Here is a 26,430-nt window from a genome sequence, read left to right on the forward strand (position 1 = left end):
AAAAGGCTCTCGTGGTAACATGGTGTGCGGAAACAGTCCCATTCGGGGAAATCCATGGCGATTCCGTCAAGGGAGCGTGTTGGGATGCAGAGACCGGTCGAGCTCGAAGTGGATGGTCTCGTCCTTCGCGGCATGGAGCACGTGCCTGATGAGGCAGCGAGCGAGTCCGTGCCTGCGGCGATTTTGTTTCACGGCTTCACGGGCACCCACATCGAGCCCCATCAGCTGTTCGTCAAACTGAGCCGCGCGCTGGAGGCCGAGGGCGTGGCGGCGTTCCGCCTCGATTTCGCCGGTAGCGGAGACTCCGACGGCGAGTTTCAGGACATGACCGCCACATCCGAGATCCGAGATGCGAAGGCCATTTTGGACTGGGTGCGGCGAGATCCTCGCATCCATTCGGACCGAGTGAGCCTCATCGGCCTCAGCATGGGCGGTTACGTCGCGTCCATCGTGGCCGGTGACGAGCCGGACAAGGTGGACAGGCTCGTGCTCCTCGCACCGGCGGGCAACATGGCCGACATTGCGGACAAGCAGGCCGAGGCGCTGGGCGCTGCGGCGGATGCCGATGTGGTTGATCTCGGCGGCAACCTCGTGGGCCGCAGATTGTATGAAGACCTCAAACAAATCGACGCGTTCGAGCGAGCCAAGCCGTTCCGCGGAAAGGTGCTGATCGTCCACGGGATGGAGGACCAGGCCGTACCGTACGAGGTGTCGCTCAAGTATCAGAACGAGGTGTACGGCGAGCGCGCGCGGCTGCATCTGATCGAAGAGGCGGATCACACGTTCAACAACCGGCACTGGGAATCCGAGGTCATTCGAGAAGTCGTGCGGTTTTTGACGGGCGTGGATCGGTCGCAATGACCGCGCGCCAACAGGAGGTGGAGGGTTGAAGCGGCTTTTTGTCCTCGGCGCCGGTTCGATGGCCGAGTCGTTTATCAAAGGCATCGTGGAAGAGGGCGTGATCGATCCGCGGGACATCTTCGTCTCCAATCGATCGCGTAGGGAACGATTGTTGGAATTGAGCGAATGGTATGGCATCACACCCGCCGATTCCGTGGCGCGGGCGGCGGACGCGGACCTCATCATTCTCGCGGTGAAGCCGTACGACATGATGGAGGCTTTGAAACAACTACGTCCTCATCTGTCGGATCAGGTGCTCTTGTCGTTTGCAGCGGGCATCCCCATTGAAGCCATGCAGCGCGCGACGGGGGGGCACCCGTACATCATTCGCACCATGCCGAACGTGCCGGTGGCGGTTGGCATGGGGGCCATCGCGCTGTCGGCGCCTTCGACGGTGCCGCGGGACAAGCTTCGCCGGGTCGTCGAGATGCTGGCCGGTCTCGGGCAGGTGGTCGAGATTGAGGAGGGGCTGATGGACGCCGCCACCGCGTTTTCCGGCAGCGGCCCGGGGTTCATCAGCTATCTCCTCGAGGCGATGGAACAGGCGGCGGTAGAACTCGGCTTCGCCCCGGAACTCGCGCGAAAGCTTCTGGTGCAGACGGTCATCGGCACGGCGCACGTCCTGCGCGAGTGGGATCTGAGCCCGAGCGAATTGCGACGCCGCGTGACCTCGCCGAACGGCACCACCCACGCCGGCGTCGAGGTGATGCAGTCGCAGGGCGTGTATCAGGCCATCGTCGAGGCGGTGAGGAGGGCGGCCGTCCGCGCGGAGGAGATGGGGCGCGAGTACACGCGCGAGGGCTGAGGCATGGCCCCAGGCCCTCTGACGCTTCAGTGCGGGCGGTGTTCGGTGATGCCCGCGACGAGATCGAGCGCGTGGCGTAGGATGGGCGCAATCACCCGGAACCCCTCGTCCACGGCGCGGGGGCTGCCCGGGAAGTTGACAATGAGCGTCTGGCCGCGGATGCCCGCCGTCTGGCGGGAGAGCATGGCGTGCGGCTTGTTGGGCCAGGCGGAGGCGCGCATCGCCTCGCCGATGCCCGGGATCTCCCGCTCGATCACGTCCCGCGTCGCCTCCGGCGTCACGTCCCGCGGGCCGAGGCCCGTCCCGCCCGTGGTGGCGACGAGGTGCACGCCTTCGAGCGAGAGCGCGCGCAGGCGCGCGGCGATTCGGGCGCGATCGTCCGGCACCACGACGGCGTGGCGCACTTCAAACCCCGCCTCGCGGAGCAACGATGCGAGGAGCGGCCCGCTCTCGTCCTGGCGCTCGCCTCGGCTCGCGGAATCGCTCACGGTGATCACGGCAGCCGTGCGCACGGTGTTCTCCATGATGTACCTCCTCTGTATGTCACAATCCATTCGCTTCCATGTTGAGCCTCTCCTCTCACTGTGACACAATAACCGTGGAGGTGGCAAACGTGGCACTGCACACGGAATGGGTTCGATACGGCGAAAACGGGCAGTATCTGGGCTACTTGGCCCACCATGATCGGCTGGCGGACGGACAACCGGCCGTGATCGTGCTTCAGGAGATCTGGGGCGTGGACGAGCACATCCAGGACGTCGCGGACCGGTTTGCGCGCGCAGGCTATGTGGCGCTTGCGCCGGACCTGTACGCGGAAGGCGGGAAGCGCAAACCAGGGCTTGAGCCGGAGGCCATCGAGGCGGTGAAGCGGTTTCTGGATTCGGTGCCGCCTCAGGCGTGGCACGACGCATCGGCGCGCGATCGCGCCCTGGAGACGCTGCCCGAGCCGGAGCGAACGACGGTTCGCCACACGTTTGGACAGCTGTTCGGCGGTCTGAATCTGGACGCGTACAACGACCATCTGCTGGCCGCCGCGGGCTTTTTGCGGGACACGTATCCCATGACGAAAGGGCAACCGGTGGTCTCCATCGGCTTCTGCATGGGCGGCGGTCTGTCCGCGAGGCTGGCGACGCTCGATCCGAAGCTCGCGGGCGCGGTCATTTTTTACGGGCAGGCTCCGAGCGCGGAACGCATTCCCAACATTCAGTGCCCGGTGCGCGGGTTCTACGCGTCGCTCGATCCGCGCATCACGGACGCAGTTCCGGCGTTTGCCGAAGAGATGAAGAAGGCGGGGAAGGACTTCCAGTACCGCGTGTACGAAGGCGCGCACCACGCGTTCTTCAACGACACGCGCGCGTCGTATCACCCGCGGGCGGCGAGATCGGCGTTCGCAGAAGTCCTCACGTTCTTCAACCAGGTGACTGGAGGCGTGTGAATTCTCTGCGCGTAAGGAGCGCGGATTTTGGGAGGGATGGAGACGGTGACGAAGGCGCAGCAGGCGTATGAACAGTGGTTGCAACAACCGCATCTGCCTGAAGATCTCCGCGCGGAACTCGAGCGCATCCGCGGCAACGATGGCGAGATCGAGGAACGCTTCGGGGCGGACCTCGACTTTGGCACGGGCGGACTTCGCGGCGTCATGGGCGCGGGGCTGAACCGGATGAACGTGTACACGGTGCGGCGCGCCACGGCGGGCCTGGCGCTTCACCTGAAGGAGCGCTTTGGCGAGGACGTGGCTGAGCGAGGCGTGGCCATCGGCTACGACGTGCGGCACAACTCGGCCACGTTCGCCGAGGCGGTGGCCCTGACGCTCGCGGCGTACGGCATCAAGGCTCACCTGTTCCCCGTGGTCTCCCCGACGCCGGAGCTCTCCTTTGCTGTGCGCGATCTCGGCTGCGCGGCGGGCGTCATGATCACCGCAAGCCACAACCCGCCCAAGTACAACGGCTACAAGGTGTACAACGAGCACGGAGGGCAGGTCCTTGAGGACGACGCCCGCGACATCAAGGATCGCATGGAGTCGATTCAGGATCTGTTCGCGATCCCGCACTTGCCTCGGGAAGAGGCGGAGGCGCGCGGGCTTTTCACCATGATTCCGGCTTCACTTCGGGCGAAGTACATCGAGGCGGTGGTCAGCGAAGTCCGCGATCCGCGCCTTGGCGACGAGCGCTCCCGCCTGTCCATCGTGTACACGCCGCTTCACGGGACGGGCAACGTCCCGGTGCGCGAGGCGCTTTCTGCGGCCGGTTACAAGGACGTCCATCTCGTTGAGGCACAGGTCGAGCCGGACGGCGACTTCTCGACTGTGAAGAGCCCGAACCCGGAGGAGCAGGAGGCGCTCGCGCTCGGCGTGAAGCTCGCCGAGGAGGTCGGCGCGCACCTTGTCATGGGCAACGATCCCGACTGCGATCGCGTCGGGATCGCCGTGCGCGACGCATCCGGGCGCATGCAGCTATTGACCGGCAACCAGGTGGGCGCGCTCATCGTTCACTACCTGTGCGAGCGTCATCGCGACACGGGCGGGTTTCACCTTCCGCCCATCGTGTTCAAAACCATCGTCACGTCCGACATGGGCAAGCACATCGCGGAATCGTACGGCGTGCACGTGGAAGAGACGCTCACGGGCTTCAAGTACATTGGCGATCGCGTCACGCGCCACGAGGCGGACGGGACCTACCGCCTGCTCGCCGGGTACGAGGAGAGCTACGGCTACCTCGTGTCGCCCATCGTGCGCGACAAGGACGGCGTGCAGGGCGCGCTCGTCATCGCCGAGATGGCGGCCTGGCACCTGGCGCACGGCCGGACGCTCGTGGATGTGCTGCGCTCCCTGTACGAGCAGTACGGCTGGTACGGGGACAAGCTCGTCAATGTGGAGCTCGAGGGCCACGACGGCGTGGAGCGCATGAAGCGCGCGCTTCAGGATCTGCGGGAGCGCCCGCTCGAGGTGCCCGGACTCGCGCTCGTCGCCGTGGAGGACTATCTCGAAAGGGAGCGGCGCTTCCCGGGGACGGATCGCGCGGAGCCGTTGACGCTGCCGGTATCGGACGTGCAGAAGTTCATCTTTGAGGGCGGGCATTGGGCTGCCATTCGCCCGTCGGGCACGGAGCCGAAGATGAAGATGTACTTCGGCGTGCGCGGAAGGAATGAGACGGAGCGAGACGAGCTGTTGGACAAGCTGGTCCAGGCGCTCACGGCGAGGGCGCGTATGGAATGACGGCCTGGCGGCGGACGCTCGTCATTCTATGGTGCGCGAATTTCTGCGCCGCGGCCGGCATGAGCCAGATCATCCCGTTCATCCCGCTCTACCTGGCCGAACTCGGCCTGCACACGGAGCGGAGCATCGATCATTGGGCGAGCTGGGTCTTTTCCGCGCAGTTCGTCACTTCGTTCATGTTTCAGCCCGTCTGGGGCTCGCTCGCGGACCGGTATGGACGAAAGCCCATGCTGTTACGCGCCGGCTTCGGCATGGGCGTGATGACGGCGCTCATGGGGCTCGTCGGGGCCCCGTGGCAGCTTTTGGTTCTCCGGCTCGTGAACGGCGTATTCTCCGGGTTCATCGCCATGGCGATTTCCCTTCAGGCCTCGGTGACCCCGGCGGAGAACGCGGGCCGCGCGCTCGGCACGCTCCAGACCGGCAACATCGCCGGATCGCTCATCGGGCCGCTCGTGGGCGGAATCCTGGCTGAGTGGCTGGGCTTTCGCGGCTGCTTCTTCTTCACGGGCGCGATGCTCGTTCTGGCGAGCCTCATCGTGCTCCTGTTTGTACACGAGCCGAAAGGGACGCGGCGGGCGCGGGCGAAGGCCCGGAGATCTTGGAAAAGCCTCGTGGGGCTCTGGCCGGTATTTCTCGGCTCTTTCATGACCCAACTCGCCATGATGAGCATCGAGCCCATTGTGACCATCTTCACCCGCAGCATCTACCACGGCGCGCACCTCACGCTCGCCGCGGGGCTTGTCGTGGCGACAAGCGGCATTGCCAATCTCGTCGGCACGCCGACCTTGGGCCGGGTGGGCGATCGCGTCGGGCAGCAGCGCGTGCTATTGCTCGCGTTTCTGGGTGCCGCATGCGCGTTTTTGCCGCAGGCTCTCGCGCATGCGCTTTGGCTTCTGCTGATCGGCCGGTTTCTGTTGGGGCTCTTTGTCGGCGGCATGCTGCCGTCGCTGCAGGCGCTGGTGCGCAAGCTCGCGCCGGAGGACAAGCAGGCGACCGCGTACGGCCTCAACTCGAGCGCCACGTTCTTCGGCAATCTGATAGGCCCGCTCATCGGCGGGCAGGTGGCGGCGATGTACGGCATCCGCTCGGTGTTCTACGTGACCATGGCGCTTTTGCTCCTGAACGCGGCCGTGATCGCCGCAAATCGTCGGAGGCTTGCGCCGCATGGCGCCGAGGAGGTTTAGGCTCGCCCGAAACTGGCCATGATGGTGGCCAACTGGATTCGGTCGGGAGGCGGAACATTGAAAGCGCGGTTGGTGCGCGTGGTTCACCTCGTCATCGCCAGCGTCATGCTCGCGTGCACGGCCATCAGCCTGGTGGCCATCGCCCTCGAGCTTGCGGTGCGCCGGCTGCTGGCGTGAGGCTGTGGGCGTGCGAACGAGGCCGGTGCGAGCGGAGCGACACACGTCAACGAACGATGGAGGCATAGGCCAGTGGCTGTGCAGGGATTTGCCAAGGACGTCGTGGACGTGCTCGGCGTCAGGTTTCACCGCGTCACCATGGCGGAGGCGGTGGAGAAAATCCTCTTCTGGGCGGCGGACGGCGGCCATCACCTCGTGGTGACGGCTGGACCGGAATTTGTCATGCAGTGCCAGCGCCAGGAGGCGCTGTTGCGCCTCGTCAATTCGGCCGATCTCGTCACCGCCGACGGCATCGGCGTCGTCTGGGCGGCCCGCAGGCAGGGACGCCCCGTGCCCGAGCGCGTGACGGGCGTGGAGCTCGTCCCTCAGGTGTTGGCGGAAGCCATGCGGCGGAATCAGGTGCTGCGCGTATACCTGCTCGGGGCCACCGAGGCATCGCTCGCTGCGTGCCTGGACAACTTGCGGGCGCAGTACCCCGCGCACGCGTTCGCAGGACATCATGGCTATTTTCAACACCCGGATCTCGAGCGAATTCTCGAAGAGATCCGAGCGTTTCGCCCGCATCTTTTGCTCGTGGGCATGGGACAACCGCGCCAGGAGCTGTTCCTCCGAGACGTGATGGGCAAGCTGCCTCCGCTCGTGGGGATGGGCGTGGGTGGCTCCATCGACGTGTGGGGCGGCACTGTGCGCCGGGCGCCGGAGGCGTTTCGCCGCGTGAATCTGGAGTGGTTGTACAGGCTCATCACGGAGCCCAAGCGGTTTCGCCGCCAACTGGCGCTGCCGAGGTTCGCGTTAAAGGTCATCTCATCGCCTGGCAAGCGCGAGGCCCGTGATTGAAGCCGTCCTCAACATTGTCAAGGGAAAATCCTTGACTGCCCAGAGGCCATCGACTACGATAAGGTTTGTTTTGCGATGGACAAGCGGGATCCCCTGGCTTGCCAAATCCTCTGCGCGCCAAAGGAGGCTCCAGATTGGCACAGCGACGCCTGTTTACCTCGGAATCCGTGACGGAAGGTCACCCGGACAAGATTTGCGATCAGATCTCCGACGCAGTGTTGGACGAGATTTTGACATATGATCCGCTCGCGCGCGTCGCGTGCGAGACGTCGGTGACGACGGGACTCGTGCTCGTCATCGGCGAGATCACGACGAGCTGCTACGTGGACATCCCGAAGGTGGTGCGCCGCACCATTTCCGAAATTGGATACACCCGCGCGAAGTTCGGCTTCGACGCCGAGACCTGCGCCGTCATCACGTCCATCGACGAGCAGTCCCCGGACATCGCGCAGGGCGTGGATCGCGCCCTCGAAGTGCGGAACATGACGGACGCGCAGATCGACGAGATTGGTGCGGGTGATCAGGGACTCATGTTCGGCTTCGCGTGCGATGAGACGCCCGAGTTGATGCCGCTGCCGATTTCCCTCGCGCATCGGTTGTCGCGCCGGCTCGCGGAAGTGCGCAAGAGCGGCGAACTCACGTACCTGCGCCCGGACGGCAAGACGCAGGTGACCATCGAGTACGAGGGAGACCGGCCCGTGCGCGTGGACACGATTGTCATCTCCACGCAGCACGACGAGCAGACGACGCTCAAGACCGTCGAGCGCGACATGATTGAGCGCGTCATCCGCCCGATTGTCCCCCAGGAGTGGCTGGATGAGAACACGAAGTACCTCATCAACCCGACGGGGCGGTTTGTCATCGGCGGACCGCAGGGCGACGCCGGGCTCACGGGCCGGAAAATTATCGTCGACACGTACGGCGGCTACGCTCGCCACGGCGGCGGTGCCTTCTCCGGCAAGGATCCGACGAAGGTCGACCGGAGCGCCGCGTATGCGGCTCGCTACGTCGCGAAGAACATTGTCGCGGCCGGGCTCGCAAGGAAGTGCGAGATCCAGCTCGCGTATGCGATTGGCGTGGCGCGGCCGGTGTCCATCTCGGTGGACACGTATGGGACGGGACAGGTGAGCGACGAGAAGATCGTCGAGATCGTCCGCGAGGTGTTCGACCTTCGCCCAGCGGCCATCATTCGCGATCTCGACCTTCGCCGGCCCATCTACCGCCAGACGGCGGCGTACGGCCACTTCGGGCGCACGGACGTCGATCTTCCGTGGGAGCGGACGGACAAGGTGGAGGAGATCCGCCGCCTCGCGCTGACCTGACCAGTGAGCTGAGCGCGCTGACAAAAGTTTGTCGCGGCCCCAGCGGACCCTCACAAACACCGCTTTTGGCATCGAATGTATGAGATATCACCCTTACACCCCATGATGTGTGCCTTCCGGCGCCCCGCCGGAGGGCGTTTTTTTCGTGCACCCGGCATGAGCGTGAATCTGGTATTATCAAGCTGAAGAAGAGATTGGACATCCGGGGGTTGCTTGCAAGCAAGGGGGATGGAATGACCAACGAATTTCCGATTCGCGTCGCGATTGCGGACGACAATGCGGAATACCGACTTACGCTCGCAGACCTTTTGGCATACGAGCCGGACATTGAGGTGGTGGCCGTTTGGGCAAACGGCCACGAGGTGCTCCGGGATGTGGAGCACGTTCGCCCGGATGTGCTGCTGCTCGACATCACCATGCCCGAGGTGGACGGCATCTGCGTGCTGAAGGCCGTGCCTCTCCTCGCCTGGCGCCCGAAAATCGTGGTGTTGACCATGCACGAGCAGTCGCCGGTGGTGCTCGAAGCGGTGCGTGAGGGCGTGAGCGGGTACATCGTCAAGGACGCGCCGATGGAGGACCTTCTTCGGGCCATTCGCGAGGCGCACGAGGGACGCGCCATGGTGCATCCGCAGGTGATGCGCGCGGTGCTCGGCGAGATCGAGCGGTATGCGAAGCCGAACGATGGATGGAAAGACCTCCTGACGGCGCGCGAATTCGACGTGCTCTGCCAGATGGCCGCCGGCAAGTCCAACGAACAGATTGCCGAGTCGCTCCATATCACGGTGAAGACGGCGAAAAACCACGTGTCGCACATTTTGGCGAAGCTCCACGTCTCCGACAGGAGCCAAGCTATCCTGCATGCGTATCGAGAGCGGTGGATTCTGCCCGACAGGGTCTGACTTGAAGTACGGCTGCGTGGGTCCCTTCTCGCGCCAGCGCATACGCTGGGGCAAGGAGGTGAGCCCGCATGTGGATGGCGGTCGCGTTTGCCGCGGCGGTCGCCGTGTACCTCGGGTGCGCGTTGGCGGGTCGGTTCGTGCATGGGGCGTCGTCTCGGCCTCAGGCGTGCGAGTGGCTCGTGCTGGTGACCGAGGGATGTGGCGGCGCCGTGGAGGGTGTGTTGCGGAAGGCGTGCGGGAGATGGCGCTCGCCCGCGTCGCGCGTGGTCGTGATCGACGTGGCGCCAGCGGATGAGGCGCGGGCTGTGGTGGAGCGACTGGCGGAACGAATGGCTTGCGCGGTCACGTACATGGCGGTCAGCGACAGGGCGGAGGCGGACCGAGAGGTGGCCGCCATCCGCCTGGGCTGCGCGCCGGAATGCCGGGTCCGCGTCATCCGCGTGGTGGGCGCCGTCAGCGCCCGCGCGGCCCAGTGAATCAGAATACGAACGGAACCGGCGGGCGCGGCTCGCGCATCAGCTCGTCGAGCTTCTGAATGTAACGAAGCGCCAGGTCGAACTCTCGCGCCTCGGCGAGCCAGCGGATGAGGTTCTGGCAGGTCCGGCGGTGGAGGGACGCCTCGCCCCAGTCCGGAAATGACTGCTCGTACGCGATGAGCTGCTTGCGCAGCGACGTGCGCTCGCGCGGCCGCTTGGCGTAGGCGGCCTCCATATCCAGCAGGGTGAGCTTGAGCCGCGCCCGCCTCGCCGCGAGGTCTTCGCTTTCGGGTAGCTCAGCCGCGATGGCCTGTGCCATCTCGAGCAGCATCGCCGCGCGTTCCAATTCGCCCTCGTCCAAGAGGCTGGCGATCTCGTCGGCAAACGCGGCGAGATCGCACCCCGGCGAGACGGCGGTCATGAGGTACGCGTCCTGCAACCGGGTGGACAGTCGGCCCGCGCCGGGAGCGGCGCCCAGGCGAAGGTGCAGCGCCGCGTGGGCCTCGGAGAGCCGCCCCACGAAGAGGAGCGCCGTCGCTTGCTCCGCGAGGCCTCGCGCGCGTGCCGGATCGACGGCGAGGTGGCGAAGCGCGTCCGCGGCGAGGCCCTCGGCCACGGCGAAAAGCGCCGGCGCGGACGCGGACAACTGCTCGGCCGCGGCGAGATACGGTCGCTCCCTAGGTGCCTTGGGAGGCTTGGACACGGGCGCAGGGGCCGGTGCGGGCGCGAACTCGGCCCGCAGGCGCGGCTGCGGAGCGAAGCTCGTCCGCCGCCACGGGACGTCGAAGCCCTCAGCGTGCGGGTCGAGATCGTCGAGGTGGAGGTACAGTTCCAGGGCGAGCGCGTGGAGCTCGTGCGACGGGATGGCGTGCGTGGACGCGAGCGCGTCGACGCGCGCGAGGGCGTCCTTCCACAGGCGCACGGCGGCGGGGACGTTGCCGCGATCGCACTCTGCAAAGCCAAGCTCTCGCAGGGCGTAAAACACCATGCGAGGGTCGTCCGCGTTCTGCGCCGCCTCCGCCAGCGGCACGAGTAGCGCCACGGCCTCCTCGTCCGCTCCCAAGCCCCGCAGCGCACGTGCGAGCGTAAGCCGGTACTCGCTCAGGCTGCGCGTGTGGAACGAGGCCTCCGGCAGGTGCGTGAGGATGTCGCGGGCGCGATGCGGGTGTCCCGCGGCCACGTCGTACTGGGCGACGCGGATGGCCGCCTGGAGCAGGGCGAGCGGATCCACATCGGCCAACAGTGTGTCGATGGGCTCGCCGAGCAAATCCGCCACTCGGATGAGGAGCGGGTACGGCGCAAGGGCCCTGCCAGATTCAATGTCATCTATTTCATCGGGACTTGCAGTTTCGCCCGCCAGTTCGGTCGGGCTCAGTCCGCGCGCTGTGCGGAGGGTTCGGATGGCTTCTCCTATCGACACGTCCACACCCACTTCCTCTAGCTTCCGAATTAAGTTTCACATATTGGCATGGATTTGACAAGATTCAAAGGAATTCTCCATCCTGATCGTGGCCGAGTCCTGTCGCTTCTTGCTACAATAAGGCCAGTACCAGTGAGCGGAGGGAAAACGTGTGCCTACCGTGTTGGTAGTGGACGACGAGGCGTCCATTCGCACCTTGGTGGAATACAACTTCAGTCGCTCGGGGTTTGACGTGGAGACGGTGGACGACGGCCGCGTCGCGTACGAGAAACTGAAGCAGGGCGCGTCGAAGTACGACCTCGTCGTGCTCGACCTGATGCTGCCGGGGATGGATGGGCTCGAAGTGTGCCGACGGCTGCGCCAGGAGGGCGTCCAGATCCCCATCATCCTCCTGACGGCTCGGGACGAGGAGGTGGATCTCGTCCTCGGGCTCGAGCTCGGCGCGGACGACTACGTCACCAAGCCGTTCAGCCCGCGGGAACTCGTCGCGCGCGCCAGGGCGGTGTTGCGCCGCACCGAGAATCGCGAGGAGGATGCCCAGCCCACGTCGAGCGGGAAGGTGTTGCGCGCAGGCAACATCGTGATGGACGTGGCGCGTCACGAGGTCCGCGTGCGGGGCCAACTTGTCGAGTTCACGCCGAAGGAATTCGAACTCCTGCAATATTTCATGGAGAATCCGGAGCACGTGTTGTCGAGAGATCAGCTTTTGGACCGCGTCTGGGGCTACAGCGCGGCCACGGACACGCGCATCGTGGACGTCCATGTCTCGCATCTTCGCGAAAAGATCGAGGATGATTCCAAGAATCCCAGGTACATTCGCACGGTGCGCGGCATCGGGTACAAGTTTACGGAAGGTACGTCGGGGTCATGATCGCCTTTGTCATCGGGCTCGGCGCTGGGCTGGCCATCGGCGCGCTGTTCGCGGTCTGGCAGACGAGCTGGTTTCGCAGCCTCAGGCGCTACCTGCTCGACGCCATGGACGCCATCGTTCAGGGCCGCTACGAGGTGCGCATGTACGAGTACCGGAGCCGCCCCGCCGAGATCGCCATCTTCCGCCATTTCAACCGCATGGCCGAGCGCATCCAGGAGACGCTGGCGGATTTGTCGCAGGAGCGAGACATCCTTCGGCACATCCTGCAGAACATGACCACCGGCGTCATCTACCTCAGGAGCGACGGCCAGGTGCAGATGGTCAACCACGCCGCCGAGCGGCTGTTCCGCAGGCCGGTGGAGCAGTGGAAGGACCGGGATCACTGGACCGTCTTTCGCAACTATCAACTCGGCTCGGCGATTGATCACGCCCTTCTCTTCGGCACGCCCTGGTCCGGGGAGTTTCAGATCCGCGAAGGTGTCACCGTCGCCGTGCGACTGGTACCCATTTCGGCGGCGCCCCGCATGCGCAGCAAGGCCGACGGCCGGCACGACGTGCTCATGCTCGTGAACGACGTCTCCGAGTGGCGCCGCCTCGAGCGCATGCGGAGCGACTTCGTCGCCAACGTCTCCCACGAGCTGAAGACGCCCATCGCCGCCATTCGCGGCTTTGCCGAGACCTTGCTCGACGGGGACGTGGACGAGGAGGCGCGCGAAAAGTTCCTGCGCACCATCTACGAGGAGTCGCTCCGCATGGGCAACCTTGTCTCGGATCTGCTCGAGCTCTCGAAGCTCGAGGCGAGCGACAGCCACGTCGATCCCGTCGCTGTCGATCTCTATGAGGTGCTCGTGCGCGCCGTCGATCGCGTCAGGCCCGTCGCTGGCGAGAAGCAGATCTCTATCGAGTTGCCGCGCGAACAGCGCCTGCACGTCTGGGCCGAGCCTGATCTCCTGCTGCAGGTGTTTCTCAACCTCCTGACGAACGCCATCCACTACTCGCCGCCCAAGAGCCGGGTCTGCGTCACCTGGGACGTGCTGGTCGATCGCGTCAAGGTGCACGTGAAGGACAACGGCATCGGGATCCCCAAGGAGTCCTTGCCGCGGGTGTTCGAGCGGTTTTACCGCGTACACAAGGACCGCAGCCGAGCCTCCGGAGGGACGGGCCTCGGCCTCGCCATCGTCAAGCATATCGTCACCGCGCTCGGCGGCGAGGTCGGCGTCGAGAGCGAGGAGGGCAAGGGCAGCGACTTCTGGTTCACGCTCTCCAGGCTCGACGCGCGGCCGTGATGGCCCAATCGGAGGGGAGGCGCGCCCGTGCCACGCGCGTACACGCTACCGTTTCTGGCCGAGCGCCTTGTGCGGCAAATGCTCAACTGGATCTTTCCCTCGAACGATGAACTTTGCCCCGTCTGCAGCCGCCCAATTCCGCCTGAACTCGCCGAGCGCCGCTCCAGCCAGCGGACCGCGATGGGGCGGCTCTGCGCCTTCTGCCAGCAGAACCTCGCGCTCGTGCCCATCCAGGTGCAACATACCCAACTTCGCGCCGCCGGGCGCCCGATGATGGTCGCGAGCGCCCTCGTTTACGATCACTTCGTCCGAACACTCATCCGCGCCTACAAGTACGATCGCGTCGTCGAGATCGGCCCTTATTTTGCGGCCGTCCTCGAGGCCGCACGGGCAGTCCGCCCGCCAGCGGATGTCGTGGTGCCCGTGCCGACCGCCCCGGACCGCCTGCGCACGCGGGGGTACGATCACGTCCTACTCGTGGCCTCCTCCTGTGCCCGCGCCGGGGGCCTGCCGTGCGTGCGGGCGCTTGCTCGCCTCGGCGCATCCGGCCACACCCGCTCCCAGACCACGAAAGACAGGTCTCGCCGCCTGCGCGAACTCGCGGGCCAGTTTGTCGTCGCAGACCCAGGCGCCATCCGGGGACGGCGCGTCTTGCTCGTCGACGACGTGATGACGACCGGCGCGACGCTCACGACGTGCGCCCACGCGCTGTACCGGGCCGGTGCGCGCGCGGTGCACGCGGCCGTGATCGCCCGGGTGGAGTGAGAGTGTGACGCCACCGGCGGGGGCTGCGGGTGTGGCAGCAGCAGGTAGGCCGGCCGCGCCCCGTGGCATTGGCGCGGGAGGCGTTGGAGAGGCAGTCGGCGGTCGGCCGGAAAATCCGGCCATGGCGCGTGGCCAGCTGTGGCAGGATTTTGTCGAGGAATCGCGAATCATGACGGTGGAGGGATGACCGTGGCGATTGCCAACTGCCGACGATGTGGGAAGCTCTTCAACCGCATGGGGCGCGACATCTGTCCGGACTGCGTCAAAGACGAGGACGAGAAGCTCGCGACCATCCGTGCGTATCTTCGCCAGCACCCGCTCGCGAACATCTACGAAGTCGCAAACGGGACGGATGTGTCGTACGACGAGATCGTCCAATTCATCCGCGACGGGCGACTGTTGTTGCGCAACAACCCGAACATGGTGTACCCGTGCGAGCGGTGTGGCACGCCCACGCAGTCGGGCAGGCTTTGCGCGAACTGCGCGAAGGAGATGGCGAGGGGACTGCGCCTCGGCCAGCGACCTGATGATCGCGATCGTAATCCCGGATTTTACAGTAAGTCCTGAACAGCATGGGGAGATGAGGCGTGATTGGACAACACGGTGTCACTAGATGCCTACATACCCTATATCCAAAGGTTGGCAAGGCGTCTGATTCGGTATCGAAGAAGCGCGATGATCGATGAACAAGACTTGATTTCTTCGGCAATTACGGCTCTGTGGCAGCGTTCACAAGAGCGCGAGGTCAATGAGCGATACGCCAAGCAAGTCATTAAATATGCGATGCTGACGGTGTTGCGCAATTCTGCACTCCTAAAGATGCCGAAATCCACCCCCATGGCACAAGCCATCCAAGCCTATCAGCGTGCTAGCGACGTTCAAAGCGCTGAGTATGTCGCTGTCGAAGATCCGATGGAACGATGGGAAAATGAAGAACTTGTTCGCCAGGCGGCCTTGAAAATTTCGGAGTTGCGTCGCGAAGATCAGATCCTACTTTCCTTAATTTTTGTGGAATCCCTGAGCTTCCAAGAAGCTGCAGATGTTTTGAATCAAACGAAGGCTCAGGTCTACCATCGATATCAGTCTCTCATTCGACAGCTTCAAACCTCGCTTGGCTTGGCGCAGTGAAGACGGAGGCTCAGGCGAGCGCAGCGGCGTATGTGCAGAGCATGCTCACCGCGAAAAGAAGGTTTGCATGAAGGGCCATTTGTCTGGAACAGACAGATGGCTTCTTTCTATGTTGGCCGCATGTCACAGCAGAAGGTAAGACAACTTCGCAAAAAATTTTTATGAGCCGCGCGAACGATCGCCGCAAACAGGACGTTGTACAAAGTGAGGAAGGTGAGGAACGAATGGTTTCTCCATCGGGTGCGTCTGGCCGAATTCCGGAGGACGTAAACACGCAGAGCGTGACCGCACGTGTATCGTCAACGAAGTTTGACCATATCCGCGACTTGCAGCAGAAGATTGCGAGCGGCCAATATCAGATCGACGTCGATCGCATCGCGCAAGGCATGATTCAGCGAGGCGTGTTGAACAACAATGGATGAAGTTGAAATTGCCCTCACAAAGCTCGAATTGCTCACAGAGGAAATAGTAGCGTGCCTTCGGAATGCGGATGTGTCCAGTTTATTGGTCTTGATGTCAAGGCAATGTGCCCTTATGGAGCAATTGGCCAAACAACAGGTGGATTCCGAGCATCATGAGCGGCTCCGTCACATCGCAGATCTCGTAGGGTTGCAGCAACGGCTGATCGAGCAAGGACTCCATCTCTCGACTGCATTTCTAAATCGGCTTTATCAATACGTTCGCTTCTCAGAGTGGGCGTGAAGGATGGGACAGGGAATGGGCATACCGACGTTTTCGCCGCTGTACGTGGGTTTATCTGGTTTGCAGGCGATGCAGGAAGCTCAGAGTGTCGTTGGGAACAACATCGACAACGCGAACACGCCTGGCTATGCTCAGGAATCCGTCAACTTTGTCGAGGCCAATCCCTATCCGCCCATCCCGGGACCCGGTCCGTTTGTTGGGGGGCAGTTCGGGCAAGGTGTGCTGGTGCAGTCTGTCACTCGCCAAGACGACTGGTTCTACGATGAACAGGATTGGGCGAATCAGAGCACATATCAGATGTACACCACCTTCAGTACTGTACTAACTCAGGTGGAAGGTATCGTGAATGAGCCCAGTTCTACCAGTTTGCAGAACGCGCTTGATCAATTCTTTTCCGCCTGGCAGACGCTTTCGACGGATCCGTCCAACACAGGGGCTAAGCAAGCCGTTATCTCGCAGGGGCAAGTGCTTGCACAGACCTTTAATATGGTGAGTTCCCAGTTGCAGAGCACACAGCAGGATGTGTTGAACCAGGTCAACAGCCAGTTTCAACAACTTCAGCAGTATGCTCAGCAGCTATCAGCTATCCAAACTCAGATTCAGAAAATCGCGCAACAAAATGTGTCGGGGTCTCCGGTGTCGAATCCAAACACGTTGTTGGACGAGCAGAGCGCGATCATTGGCAAGATGTCGCAACTTGCGAACCTCACGTTGAGTCAAAATGCGGACGGTACGATTTCGGTGAGTGTCGGCTCGGGACCGCAGGCCATTTCGATGGCGCAGATGGAAACGGGCGCGACGGTCTCTGACTCTGGTGGACAGTTGCAGCTTACCATCGGGAGTCAGACGGTTCCCTTGTCCTCGGTTGTCCAAGGAGGACAAATTGCTGGGAACGCGCAGGGCTATGGGGAAATCTCGGGGCTGCTGAATCAGCTTACGCAGTATGAAGATGTCCTGGCATCGAAGGTCAACGCAGCGCTCGGAAACCAAACCTTTTTTGACGCCCCATCAAGCGGTGGTTCCTTCGCGGTGGATGCTGGCATGACCGTCGCGACATTGCAGACCGGGCCGAGCGGTGCGTCTGGGGACAACCGATATGCGCTGAACGTCGTCAATCTGCAAACGACCCCAACGCCACTTTCCTGGGTCGATGGGACAGGCTCTACGCAGACCGAATCAGGCACATTCGACCAATTGCTCGGCAGTATGGTTTCCCAACTCGGGACGCTTGCAGCGGGTGTAAGTCAGAACGCCACGACCGCGAACGCTCTGCTGCAACAATCCACGCAACTTCGTCAATCGGTGTCGAGTGTCTCGATTGACGAGCAGGCGACGTACATGATCGCATTTCAAAACGCCTACTCGGCGGCGGCGAAATACATTGCGACCTTTCAAACCATGTTAAACAGTCTCATGAACATGGTCCAGTCATGACCCGTGTGGGGTGAACTGCGGTGCGCGTCACCACATCCATGGAACAGGCTCAGTTTCTCTTTAACCTCGAAAACATCAACACCGCAATGCAGAAGGTTCAGCAGCAACTCTCGACCGGAAAAACGCTGAACTTGCCGCAGGATGATCCGGTTGCGGTCTCTCAGGATATGAGCTTGACCGCGGAAGTATCCCAGGTTCAAGCGGGGCTGTCGACGGTCTCTTCGGCCTTATCTTGGATGAACGCAACGCAATCGGCTATGCAAGGCATGGTGTCGCAACTCCAGCAAATTCAGTCAAACCTGGAAGGTGTGTTGAATGGGCCCAATCAGAGTTCTGGGGATTTATCCGGCTATTCGGCAACCGTGTCTCAGCTTGTGCAAGGCATTTATCAAATTGCCGATGAAACGGTGGGCAATCGGTATCTCTTTGGAGGGCAGGCGGACGACACAGCGCCGACGACGTACCTTTTGAGTCCTGGAACTTCTCTTCCGAACGGAGCGGGTCCGAGCGCTTCCGCAGGAACGAATTACAATCCGTTCGATGATGCACAGGCGAGTCCACCGAACGTAAACGAGCAGATCGCTCCCGGGATACAAATTCGGACGACCGTCACAGCGTATGACATCTTTCTCACGACACCTCAAGGAGGAACGCGTAATCTTCGTGATACGCTCTCGGCGATTCAGTCCGACCTTCAGTCAGGAAATACAGGAGCCTTACGTCAAGATTTAAGTGACTTACAGGCGAATTTGAATCAAGTGATCAGCTTGAACGCTGCGCTCGGTTCGCGCATTCAGCGAATGACGGCGGCTCAAAATCAGATGACCCAATTTCAGACGAATCTCACGAACTTGAAGGGGGGGATTGAAGGAGCAGATATGGCGCAGGTCATGACGCAGTTCTCAACGGATCAGGTGATCTACGAAGCTGCGCTGCAAATGGGCGCCCAAATCTTGCTCCCATCACTCATCAACTATCTACCTTCATGACTTTTGTGGTTTATAAAAAAGAAGCGCGCCAAAGCGCGCGGCCATCCGTCCCAACAGAAAACACTGAGAAGGAGGCAATACTCATGTCCCTGAACTTTAGTGTAAACAACAATGCGTCCGCCGCAAGCATTCTGTCCAATCTCCAGTATGTCAATAATCAAATCAACACGTCCTATCAACAACTTTCCACAGGTAATCGCATCAACAGCGCAGCGGATGATCCGGCGGGCTACGCCATTTCTCAACAAATGACGTCTCAGGTGAACGCCCTAAACCAAGCCATTCAGAACGCGCAGAACGGTATCAGCATGTTGCAAACCGCTTCTGGCGCCATGAACCAAATTACTTCTATCCTTCAGACGATGAACACGCTCGCGGTTGAGGCGGCGAACGGTACTGAGAATTCTACAGATCTGCAGAACTTGGACCAGGAATTTGTGGCGCTGCAGAAACAGATCAACAATATCGCCTCACAGACCAAGTTCAATACCATGACCCTGCTCGACGGTTCGTTTGCATCAACGGGTATCATCTTCCAAATCAATACCGACTCGACGAGTAACTCGGAGCTGTCGGTTACGATTGCGGACGTCCAAATTTCGTCCTTGTTTACTGGCGTTTCGCTTGGCTCTGATGGCTATCTTCACATCACATCCCAAGCGGCGGCGACTGCAGCCATTTCCGTGGTTCAGGCAGCGATTACGTCGTTGTCCGCCTACCAGGCCAACATTGGCGCGGTACAAGACCAGCTGAATTACACGGTTTCGAACCTGCAAAATACGGCCAACAATCTTCAGAACGCCGACTCAACCATCACCAACACTGACATGGCGCAAGCTTATACGCAATTCAGCCAGGAGCAGGTGTTGCAGCAGGTTGGCCTGGCAATGCTCTCTCAGGCCGATCAGCAGCCAGACGCAATCCTGAAGCTGCTCCAATAAGATAGGCCCGAAGTGTGTTCATGCGATCCCGGCTTGACTTAAAGTCGGGATCGCGGACGAGGGGGTGGGCGTATGAGTATGAATATTTCATCGAGTAATTCCAGCAATCTGCAAACAGCAGCAAGTTTACTGCAGCAGTTGAACACCATTTCAAATCCAGCAGGCACGGGTTTGCCTGTGTCACAGTATGTACAGGATTTGCAAGAGATTTTGCAACAAGAGCTGGAGGCACCCATTCAGAATCAGATATCCACGCTTCAGTCGCAGCAAAATGCATACAGCGCTTTGCAATCAGCGTTGCAGACGTTTCAACAAGCTACCGAGACGCTTGCGAGTTTGCAGAGCTGGAGTACGACATCCGCCTCGTCCACGAATTCAAGCGTGGCCACCGTATCCGTTTCTCCAGGGGCGAATGTGGGGACTTACAACATTCAGGTTAGCCAATTGGCGCAGGCAGAAATGCAAGTGCAGACCGCAAATATGCAAACATCCGCTACTGGGACATCCTCACTGGCTGCGGGCACTTTGTCCATTCAGCCCACCCACCTAAACAACGGACAGGCTGTGCAAATTTCCATTTCGTCTGGTGAGTCCCTTCAGGACATTGCGAACGCTGTGAATCAGTATACACAGCAGACGGGCGTTGCGGCGTCCGTGGTGTCCAACGGGCAGGGGGGATATTTTCTAGCGCTTTCATCCATTCAAACAGGATCTAATTATGGATTTCAGGTGACGGACACCGTGGGTGGTGGCTCAGGGGGACAATTTGGCTTTCAAGTCCTCTCCAATGCCCAGGATGCGGAGATTGTGCTAGGCTCTCCGTCCGGGACATCATCTTCCGGCTCGTCTGGAACCACGGTCACGTTGACTTCATCGACAAATACCTTTCAAAACATGATTCCCGGCTTGACCATCAATGCGATTTCGACGGGGTCCACCACGCTCTCGGTTGTTGAGAATACAAGCGGAGCCAAGAGCGCCGTGACGACGTGGATGAACGCGTACAATACACTCGTGGATACACTCCGACAAGATACTGAATATACCGCGCCATCGTCTGGAGCAACAAATGGGAGCAGCCCCACCGTCGGCCCGCTGTTCGGAGATCCGCTCGCTCAGAGCATGGTGTCCGAATTGGCGTCACAAGCCATGCAAACTGTCAGTGCAGTCAATAGCCAAATGAATTCGCTCGCCTCGATTGGAATTGTGTTGGATCCCAGCAATGGCCACCTGGAGTTTCAATCGCCGAGTGGGTTTTCGAGTGCGGTCGGGACTTTGCCCGACGGGCAGCAAATGTTTGACCAAGCGCTGACGAACAACTTGTCGGATGTGGAGCAACTTTTCGGCGTGGTCAATACGACGGCCTCGCAAGCCATACCGACTTCGGGCGTTTTAGGGAATCTGTATAACTATATTAACGTGTTGTTGGAGGGAAACCCAAATGGCACGGGTCAGTCTCCTATCTCAACGGCTGTACAGTCCCTGTCCCAACAACAGTCGACGTTGCAAAACTATTTGAACACGGTACAGCAACAAATTCAGCAGCGGGTTCAGCAATACGAAGCTCAGCTCAACCAACTGAACGAGGTCATGGCGCAGATGCAGGCACAAATGCAACAGTTATCCGCGATGTTCGGACAGAGCTCGAATAAGCCGACTGGGTGAGGAGGGCATCCATGACGCCGGGTGTATCTCCGTCTCTTTACGATCTGGGGAATCGTGTACTCGCAGCCCTACGAGCGGGCGAGTTCGAATTGGCGAACGAGCTCGCGCGACAGTGGAGAGATGCCATAAACGCAGGCGCCCCGCCCAGTTGGGATGACGGCCGCCGACTTCTCCTCCAAACAGCCGCTATTTCGGCATGTATCGCGGAGGAGCAGAATCGGGTTCGAGCTCAACTCGGGGCATTGCGGCAGGCTGCACTCGTGTCGCTGGCGTACGTCACCCACATGTCAACCGAGACCTCGAGGAGAAAGGACGTTGCGTGCGATGCGGTTGTCCGCCTGTATGATTGTCAAAGATGAGGCTCATGTCATTAAGCGATGCCTCGAATCTCTCCGCGATGTGGCAGACGAAGTCGTGATTGTGGACACGGGATCGACGGACGCAACGCGTGAGATAGCGGAGTCCTTTGGCGCCAAGGTCTACGAGTTCGTGTGGACTGGTGACTTCAGTGCGGCGCGAAACATGGCGCTTGAACACGCTTGTGGCGATTACGTCCTTGTCATAGACGCGGATGAATTTCTGCCGAAGGACGACGGGCTCCGTTTGCGTCAAGCGGTGGAGCGCGGCGAAGCGGATGCATTCACGGTGGATATTATCAACTATCTTGGCTCGGTACGACGTTTTATTCGTTCTCCTGGCGTACGTGTCGTCAGAGTGTTTCGTCGAGGTTTTCGCTATCGTGGAATTATCCATGAGCAAATCTTGCATGACCTCGTCGAAGCAGGAGCACACATTGAGATGCTCGATGTGGAGCTGCATCATCTCGGCTATTTAGAGGAATTCATCAAATTAAAAAACAAGTCAGAGCGCAACATCCAGCTCCTCGAAAAGGAACTTGCTGATCATCCGGAAGACCTGTTTCATGTGACGAACCTAATGGCTGAATACGGAAGACTGGGGAGAAACAATGATATCGTTCGTATAGGCGAGCCGATGGTTGAGAAGGTGCGGCCGGAGCATTTTGCGCGGCAATCCCATCTCATTCTCCGCCTTTACAGAATGCTCATGACCGCATACGGTGAGCTGGGGGAAATGAACAAGCTGCAGGAATTTGGTACGCGAGCCATGCGGATTTTTCCGAATGCCGCGGACCTCCCTTATACCTTGGGTGTATATGCTCTCAAGCATCGGCGGTTGCGTCAGGCGCGTGCCGCTTTTGAACAGGCGCTGGAGATCGGAGAGCCTAAGGTGCATCTTGTGGATTCCATTCCTGGCTCGGGATCGTACGCGGCTCATGCGAAGCTCGGGGAATTGTGGGTATATCTGGGTGATCTCATTGCGGCTAGGCGTCATTTCTTTCAAAGTTTGCGTGCCTATCCCCGACAGGAGCGATTGTACGCGTTTGTTGCGGGCGTCGTGCCGATTCGTGAACGGGGTGTTTATACGCAGCTCAAGGAGATGGCCAGGCATGATCCACTCTGCTTGACGTTTGCAACTTGGGCCGGCGTGTTATGGGGAGTGCCAGACGCATTCGACGACGTAGCCAGTTTGCCCGCGATGCCCGAGACGGCAGCGCTTGTTGCAAAACTGAGAGCAGCCGTGGCTCTGCGGCAGTCCGTCGATGCGAGTGCCTTTGCAGGCGACTCGCTTGGGCTTCGCGAATACAAGTGGCTTCAGTTTCTCGCATCGCTGGATGAGAAGATGGATATTCGAGAACTGGATCTCCAGGAAGATGCGAGATACCAGGCGCTTCGCCCTTGGTTACTGAATGAACAAATTCCCAAGAAACTGGCGCCTCTTTTCGATGATCTTCTGCTTGCTTCGGCATACCGTACCCTTTATAGCTGGATGCCCAAAGCCGTGGATCGCGACGACTGGTTTGTGCATGCCGTGTGCTCTCCCTTGGCAGAAGGCATGAGCTGCGTCGAGTGGAAGGGAGAACTGCCTTGGGAGATAGAACTGCGGGCCATGTGTGCTTTTTCGAAGAGGAGCTTTGAGCGAAGTGCCGTGGAATTGGAGCGAGCGCTCGACTTTGAGCCAACGGTTCGCAAGATTATCATTGAAACCGACTTGGCTCTTGTGTATCAGAATGTGCAGCACGCTCAGACCATTGTTCGGCAGGCCCTTATCGCATTCCCTTCGTCGGAACTTCTTCATGCTGTGGCAGCCAAGCTGCAAGTCAGGAGCCGCCACGTGCGGTCTTTGGACGAACTGTTGGAAGGTGATCTGGAAGTGAACCCGCATCGGGCGTACCAAGGATCGGTCAAAGCCATGCCGCTCAAGGCGAAAATCGTGAAGCTCCATGAGCGGGCCTGTGAATGCGTTGACGAGATCCGTAGGCTTGTGGAATCCGAAGATATTATGGGCGCTCGCCGCTACATCGAGTACGTTCAGGATATCACGGCGTTCTTGCGAAGCAACCTTGACCTCACCTATGAGGCAGCCAAGGCAGCCGATGCATCTTACGCATATTACTACCGTATGCTTGTGGATTGGTATCTCCAACCTGCGAAGGTGAAGGAACAGTACGAAGAAATGCGAACGTTTTGGGCTTCCTGGGCGCAAACATGGGAAAAAGTGGAGGCGTGATCGAGCGATCACGCCTTTCGTGCGATAATGGCTATCTCTGTCTGAATGTTAAACTGGGGTCCGGTCTCTTCAAGGTTGGCTTGGTCCATAAGCTTTTGAAATTGGACCTCATCCACGATTCCCGACTCGATCAGCTGCTTCCGTTTGGCTTGCCACTGTGCCAGTAACACATGCTTAGTGCGCTTGTCTGGCGTGGACTGATAGCGTGAAGTCGGCAGCACAAGCGTTTGCACAACGTCCATCCCCGCTTGATCAACCCAAGACGCCAGCTTGCGACCTACGGTGCGGTCGCCGCCCTGTGTAAATTGAAGTTCGATGAGCTTCGTCTTGACAGTTGACAAGGCTGGGGGATCTGGCGGATACGCAAGGGAGAGACCATCGTCCACGTCGATGAGACACAAGATTCCTCCCGTTCGAAGATTGCGGGCCGCTTGAAGAACCGCTTTCTCTGGTTCTCGCAGGTGTTGCAACACAAATCTCGCGCAAATCACGTCCATGGGGTACGGCAACTCGAAGGTCGTCACGTCGGCTACGGTAAACTCAAGCACACTAGAGGGGTGTAACGCACCCGCTTGTCTGGCTAGAGCTTCGAAAGAGCGACATGCGTGTATAGCTTCGTGATTTCTATCCAATCCCCAAATGTGTACAGGATAAAGGCTGGCTAAATCGAATACGAGCGCGCCATAACCGCAGCCTAAGTCGGCGACGTATCCGCCGTCTGTCAAGGGAAGGGTAGACAGTAGTGCCCGGCGTGTCGCGGACGTGTACACCGTTTGGAGGAGAAGCCACCGCTCTTGCGTAGGCACCTTCAATAGGAAGTTCTGCCACGTATGATCGAGTTTTTGAAGTCGCTTATACGCGGGAAGAGTTGTTCCGTACTCTGGTCCACTCATCTTGACACTCCCTTTGCTAAACTTGGAACAACGAAAACGATGCGCTGCACCATTTTGTTTTTGTGGAGTTCGCTCTATAATGGGGGCACCCCAAAAGGAGGCGTTGCCCATGAAGGTTCAAGTTCACGGCGACAACATTGCTGTCACGTCGGCATTGCACCAGTACGTCGACAAACGGATCAGTCGCTTGGCGCGATTCTTCGAGGGCGAGAACGACAAGCATGTGTACGTCACGATGGCTGTCGAAGGAACGGACCACCGTGTCGAAATGACGGTATATGCCTATGGTGTGATTTTTAGAGTAGAAGAAAAATCCCCCGATATGTATGCCTCCATAGACCTCGCAGCAGATCGACTTGAAGAGCAAATCCATCGTTATAAAGACAAGATAACAGTTTCCCGAAGGCAGCGGTCTCGGACCGGACGGGAGAGTGACGCTTTGTATCAACAAAGGGTCGTCCTAGCCAACACAGACGCACTTGACGTCAGTGATGAATTTCGAGTGGTTCGAGTCAAGCGGTTCGCGATGAAGCCGATGACCGTGCAAGAAGCCATTTTGCAAATGAATTTACTTGACCATGACTTCTTCGTGTTCACCAACGCCGACACGGACGAAATGAACGTGGTTTACAGAAGAAAAAACGGCGACTACGGGCTAATTGAACCCGACGGCATATGAGCAAGCCGATTAAGGGGTGAAGCATTGTAGACGTCACTGAGCCCGTCTGCAGGTCGGACGGGCTCAACGTCTCCTGGAGCGCTCTGACGAACTGTAAGCGTCATCGGCCGAGCACAGTATCTACAAAGTGGAGAGCCTGTGCTACCACTTGATCCATATTGTAGTATTGATACGTCCCGAGGCGTCCAAGAAAATGCACACGTTCCTCCTTGCGAGCAAGCGTCTGATACTGAAGGTAGAGTCGTTGGCTTTCGTCACATGGCACGGGATAATACGGATCTCCGTCTGACTGTGGAAACTCGTACATGAGCACGGTTTTTGAATGGAATTGTCCAGTTAAATGCTTCATTTCCGTAACACGCGTGAAGTCGTATTCGTTTGGCCAGTTGATGGTCGCCACTGGCTGCACAAACTCACTGTCGTGATACGCGAGCTGAAAAGACAGCGATCGGTACGGGAGCTTGCCGAACCGAAAATCATAGTATTCGTCGACGGGGCCGGTCCACACCAATGTATCGTAGTCAATGCTGCCCCTCAACTCACGAAAGTCTGTCCCAAGCAGAATGTGAATGTTGGGGTGGCTCAACATGCGCTCCACCATCTTTGTGTATCCCTGCGAAGGGATACCTTGATAGCGATCTGTGAAATACCGGTCATCTCGATTCATTCGAATCGCAATTCGGCCACAAACCGAGGGTGCGAGATCTTCTGGATTAAGCCCCCACTGTTTTTTTGTGTAGTTTTTAAAAATTTTCTCGTATACACGGGCGCCCATTCGACTCATAACGACGTCTCGAGAATTCTCGACGCGAGGCACAGCCATGATGTCCTGCTGGATGAGAGACTGTAGACGCGGCTCGTCCACACTTACATGGTAGAGAGCAGCAATGGTGTCCAGGTTGACTGGCAAGGGCACAAGCTGGCCGTCCACCATCGCTCGAACTCTATGCTGATAAATGCGCCACGACGTAAATTGACTCAGATAGTGAAAGACGCGCTCGCTGTTGGTGTGAAAGATATGTGGACCGTATCGGTGAATGAGAAGCCCGTGCTCGTCGTATTCGTCGTAGGCGTTGCCGGCAATGTGGCGGCGTCGCTCTACGACGAGGACACTCATGCCCAGTTGTCGCGCGGCCCGTTCTGCCACTGTAGCACCGCATAGACCAGCACCCACAACGATGAGATCGAATCGCAACTGAAACCCCTCCGGAACCGGGATGGTTTTTCAAGGGAACAATGTGTAACTGATACAGT

The 26,430-nt window shown here is 59.9% G+C and carries 26 protein-coding genes; 22 read left to right on the forward strand and 4 right to left on the reverse strand.

Annotated elements, in window-relative coordinates:
* Positions 1-84 precede the first annotated feature (84 nt).
* Both AMA01_RS09365 and proC read left to right on the forward strand, forming a co-directional pair.
* Positions 85-861 carry an alpha/beta hydrolase family protein gene (locus AMA01_RS09365; protein ID WP_067850307.1) on the forward strand — a complete coding sequence of 259 codons (777 nt, stop codon included), beginning with the start codon at positions 85-87 and terminating at the stop codon, positions 859-861.
* 25 nt (positions 862-886) lie between these two features.
* A complete protein-coding gene (gene proC, locus AMA01_RS09370; RefSeq protein ID WP_067850309.1) occupies positions 887-1,705 on the forward strand; it encodes a pyrroline-5-carboxylate reductase in 819 nt (272 codons plus the stop codon).
* 26 nt (positions 1,706-1,731) lie between these two features.
* Here the strand turns inward: proC and AMA01_RS09375 are convergent, their stop codons facing one another.
* Positions 1,732-2,229, reverse strand: a complete 498-nt coding sequence (locus AMA01_RS09375; RefSeq protein WP_067850311.1) for a MogA/MoaB family molybdenum cofactor biosynthesis protein — start codon at positions 2,227-2,229, stop codon at positions 1,732-1,734.
* Between the two features lie 89 nt (positions 2,230-2,318).
* On the opposite strand from AMA01_RS09375, the gene AMA01_RS09380 reads away from it, so the two are divergent.
* The 7 genes from AMA01_RS09380 to AMA01_RS09410 all read left to right on the forward strand — a co-directional run bounded on the left by AMA01_RS09380 (position 2,319) and on the right by AMA01_RS09410 (position 9,814).
* Positions 2,319-3,140 carry a dienelactone hydrolase family protein gene (locus tag AMA01_RS09380; protein ID WP_067850313.1) on the forward strand — a complete coding sequence of 274 codons (822 nt, stop codon included), beginning with the start codon at positions 2,319-2,321 and terminating at the stop codon, positions 3,138-3,140.
* A 36-nt stretch (positions 3,141-3,176) separates the two neighbouring features.
* A complete protein-coding gene (locus AMA01_RS09385) occupies positions 3,177-4,919 on the forward strand; it encodes a phospho-sugar mutase (protein ID WP_231862904.1) in 1,743 nt (580 codons plus the stop codon).
* Complete coding sequence (locus tag AMA01_RS09390) at positions 4,916-6,103, forward strand: MFS transporter (protein ID WP_067850315.1); 1,188 nt, start codon at positions 4,916-4,918, stop codon at positions 6,101-6,103. Before AMA01_RS09385 ends, AMA01_RS09390 begins: the two co-directional genes overlap by 4 nt.
* A 249-nt stretch (positions 6,104-6,352) precedes the next feature.
* The gene (locus AMA01_RS09395) at positions 6,353-7,117 is read left to right on the forward strand and encodes a WecB/TagA/CpsF family glycosyltransferase (protein ID WP_067850317.1); all 765 of its coding nucleotides are present in this window, start codon (positions 6,353-6,355) and stop codon (positions 7,115-7,117) included.
* A 134-nt stretch (positions 7,118-7,251) separates the two neighbouring features.
* A complete protein-coding gene (gene metK / locus AMA01_RS09400; RefSeq protein ID WP_067850319.1) occupies positions 7,252-8,439 on the forward strand; it encodes a methionine adenosyltransferase in 1,188 nt (395 codons plus the stop codon).
* A 233-nt stretch (positions 8,440-8,672) separates the two neighbouring features.
* Entirely contained in the window at positions 8,673-9,338 is a 666-nt protein-coding gene (locus tag AMA01_RS09405) for a response regulator (protein WP_067850320.1), read from the forward strand.
* A 68-nt stretch (positions 9,339-9,406) separates the two neighbouring features.
* Positions 9,407-9,814 carry a hypothetical protein gene (locus tag AMA01_RS09410; protein ID WP_067850322.1) on the forward strand — a complete coding sequence of 136 codons (408 nt, stop codon included), beginning with the start codon at positions 9,407-9,409 and terminating at the stop codon, positions 9,812-9,814.
* A 1-nt stretch (position 9,815) separates the two neighbouring features.
* Here the strand turns inward: AMA01_RS09410 and AMA01_RS09415 are convergent, their stop codons facing one another.
* Complete coding sequence (locus AMA01_RS09415) at positions 9,816-11,240, reverse strand: helix-turn-helix domain-containing protein (RefSeq protein WP_067850324.1); 1,425 nt, start codon at positions 11,238-11,240, stop codon at positions 9,816-9,818.
* A gap of 145 nt (positions 11,241-11,385) precedes the next feature.
* Between AMA01_RS09415 and AMA01_RS09420 the strand changes: the two genes are divergently transcribed.
* The 12 genes from AMA01_RS09420 to AMA01_RS09475 all read left to right on the forward strand — a co-directional run bounded on the left by AMA01_RS09420 (position 11,386) and on the right by AMA01_RS09475 (position 23,604).
* The gene (locus tag AMA01_RS09420; RefSeq protein WP_067850326.1) at positions 11,386-12,105 is read left to right on the forward strand and encodes a response regulator transcription factor; all 720 of its coding nucleotides are present in this window, start codon (positions 11,386-11,388) and stop codon (positions 12,103-12,105) included.
* Positions 12,102-13,391: a HAMP domain-containing sensor histidine kinase gene (locus tag AMA01_RS09425; RefSeq protein ID WP_067850328.1), complete on the forward strand. Its 1,290-nt coding sequence runs from the start codon at positions 12,102-12,104 to the stop codon at positions 13,389-13,391. Before AMA01_RS09420 ends, AMA01_RS09425 begins: the two co-directional genes overlap by 4 nt.
* Positions 13,392-13,418: 27 nt before the next feature.
* Positions 13,419-14,156, forward strand: coding sequence for a ComF family protein (locus tag AMA01_RS09430; RefSeq protein ID WP_067850330.1), 738 nt, complete (start codon positions 13,419-13,421; stop codon positions 14,154-14,156).
* 4 nt (positions 14,157-14,160) lie between these two features.
* Positions 14,161-14,343 carry a hypothetical protein gene (locus tag AMA01_RS13845; protein ID WP_156468437.1) on the forward strand — a complete coding sequence of 61 codons (183 nt, stop codon included), beginning with the start codon at positions 14,161-14,163 and terminating at the stop codon, positions 14,341-14,343.
* Positions 14,340-14,723 (forward strand): TIGR03826 family flagellar region protein, encoded by a 384-nt coding sequence (locus AMA01_RS09435; protein ID WP_082744114.1) that lies wholly within the window; start codon positions 14,340-14,342, stop codon positions 14,721-14,723. The genes AMA01_RS13845 and AMA01_RS09435 overlap by 4 nt, the downstream gene beginning before the upstream one ends.
* Before the next feature lie 24 nt (positions 14,724-14,747).
* Positions 14,748-15,284, forward strand: a complete 537-nt coding sequence (locus AMA01_RS09440) for a sigma-70 family RNA polymerase sigma factor (RefSeq protein ID WP_067850334.1) — start codon at positions 14,748-14,750, stop codon at positions 15,282-15,284.
* Between the two features lie 224 nt (positions 15,285-15,508).
* Entirely contained in the window at positions 15,509-15,706 is a 198-nt protein-coding gene (locus tag AMA01_RS09445) for a flagellar biosynthesis anti-sigma factor FlgM (protein ID WP_195867704.1), read from the forward strand.
* Between the two features lie 295 nt (positions 15,707-16,001).
* Entirely contained in the window at positions 16,002-17,420 is a 1,419-nt protein-coding gene (gene flgK / locus AMA01_RS09455) for a flagellar hook-associated protein FlgK (RefSeq protein WP_067850339.1), read from the forward strand.
* 20 nt (positions 17,421-17,440) lie between these two features.
* On the forward strand, positions 17,441-18,409 hold the full coding sequence (locus AMA01_RS09460) for a flagellin N-terminal helical domain-containing protein (protein ID WP_067850341.1): 969 nt from the start codon (positions 17,441-17,443) through the stop codon (positions 18,407-18,409).
* An 83-nt stretch (positions 18,410-18,492) separates the two neighbouring features.
* The gene (locus AMA01_RS09465; RefSeq protein ID WP_067850343.1) at positions 18,493-19,350 is read left to right on the forward strand and encodes a flagellin N-terminal helical domain-containing protein; all 858 of its coding nucleotides are present in this window, start codon (positions 18,493-18,495) and stop codon (positions 19,348-19,350) included.
* 72 nt (positions 19,351-19,422) lie between these two features.
* Positions 19,423-21,015 carry a flagellar filament capping protein FliD gene (gene fliD / locus AMA01_RS09470; RefSeq protein WP_067850345.1) on the forward strand — a complete coding sequence of 531 codons (1,593 nt, stop codon included), beginning with the start codon at positions 19,423-19,425 and terminating at the stop codon, positions 21,013-21,015.
* A gap of 324 nt (positions 21,016-21,339) precedes the next feature.
* Complete coding sequence (locus tag AMA01_RS09475; RefSeq protein WP_067850375.1) at positions 21,340-23,604, forward strand: glycosyltransferase family 2 protein; 2,265 nt, start codon at positions 21,340-21,342, stop codon at positions 23,602-23,604.
* Between the two features lie 8 nt (positions 23,605-23,612).
* Here AMA01_RS09475 and AMA01_RS09480 read toward each other — a convergent pair whose 3' ends face one another.
* Positions 23,613-24,608, reverse strand: a complete 996-nt coding sequence (locus AMA01_RS09480; protein ID WP_082744116.1) for a class I SAM-dependent methyltransferase — start codon at positions 24,606-24,608, stop codon at positions 23,613-23,615.
* Here AMA01_RS09480 and hpf point away from each other — a divergent pair.
* On the forward strand, positions 24,607-25,176 hold the full coding sequence (gene hpf, locus AMA01_RS09485) for a ribosome hibernation-promoting factor, HPF/YfiA family (RefSeq protein WP_067850349.1): 570 nt from the start codon (positions 24,607-24,609) through the stop codon (positions 25,174-25,176). The genes AMA01_RS09480 and hpf overlap by 2 nt on opposite strands.
* A gap of 100 nt (positions 25,177-25,276) precedes the next feature.
* Here the strand turns inward: hpf and glf are convergent, their stop codons facing one another.
* Positions 25,277-26,371 carry a UDP-galactopyranose mutase gene (gene glf / locus AMA01_RS09490; protein ID WP_067850351.1) on the reverse strand — a complete coding sequence of 365 codons (1,095 nt, stop codon included), beginning with the start codon at positions 26,369-26,371 and terminating at the stop codon, positions 25,277-25,279.
* Positions 26,372-26,430: the final 59 nt, after the last annotated feature.

Origin of the sequence: Alicyclobacillus mali NBRC 102425 (assembly GCF_001570745.1) — a bacterium.
Classification (GTDB): Bacteria; Bacillota; Bacilli; order Alicyclobacillales; family Alicyclobacillaceae; genus Alicyclobacillus; species Alicyclobacillus mali.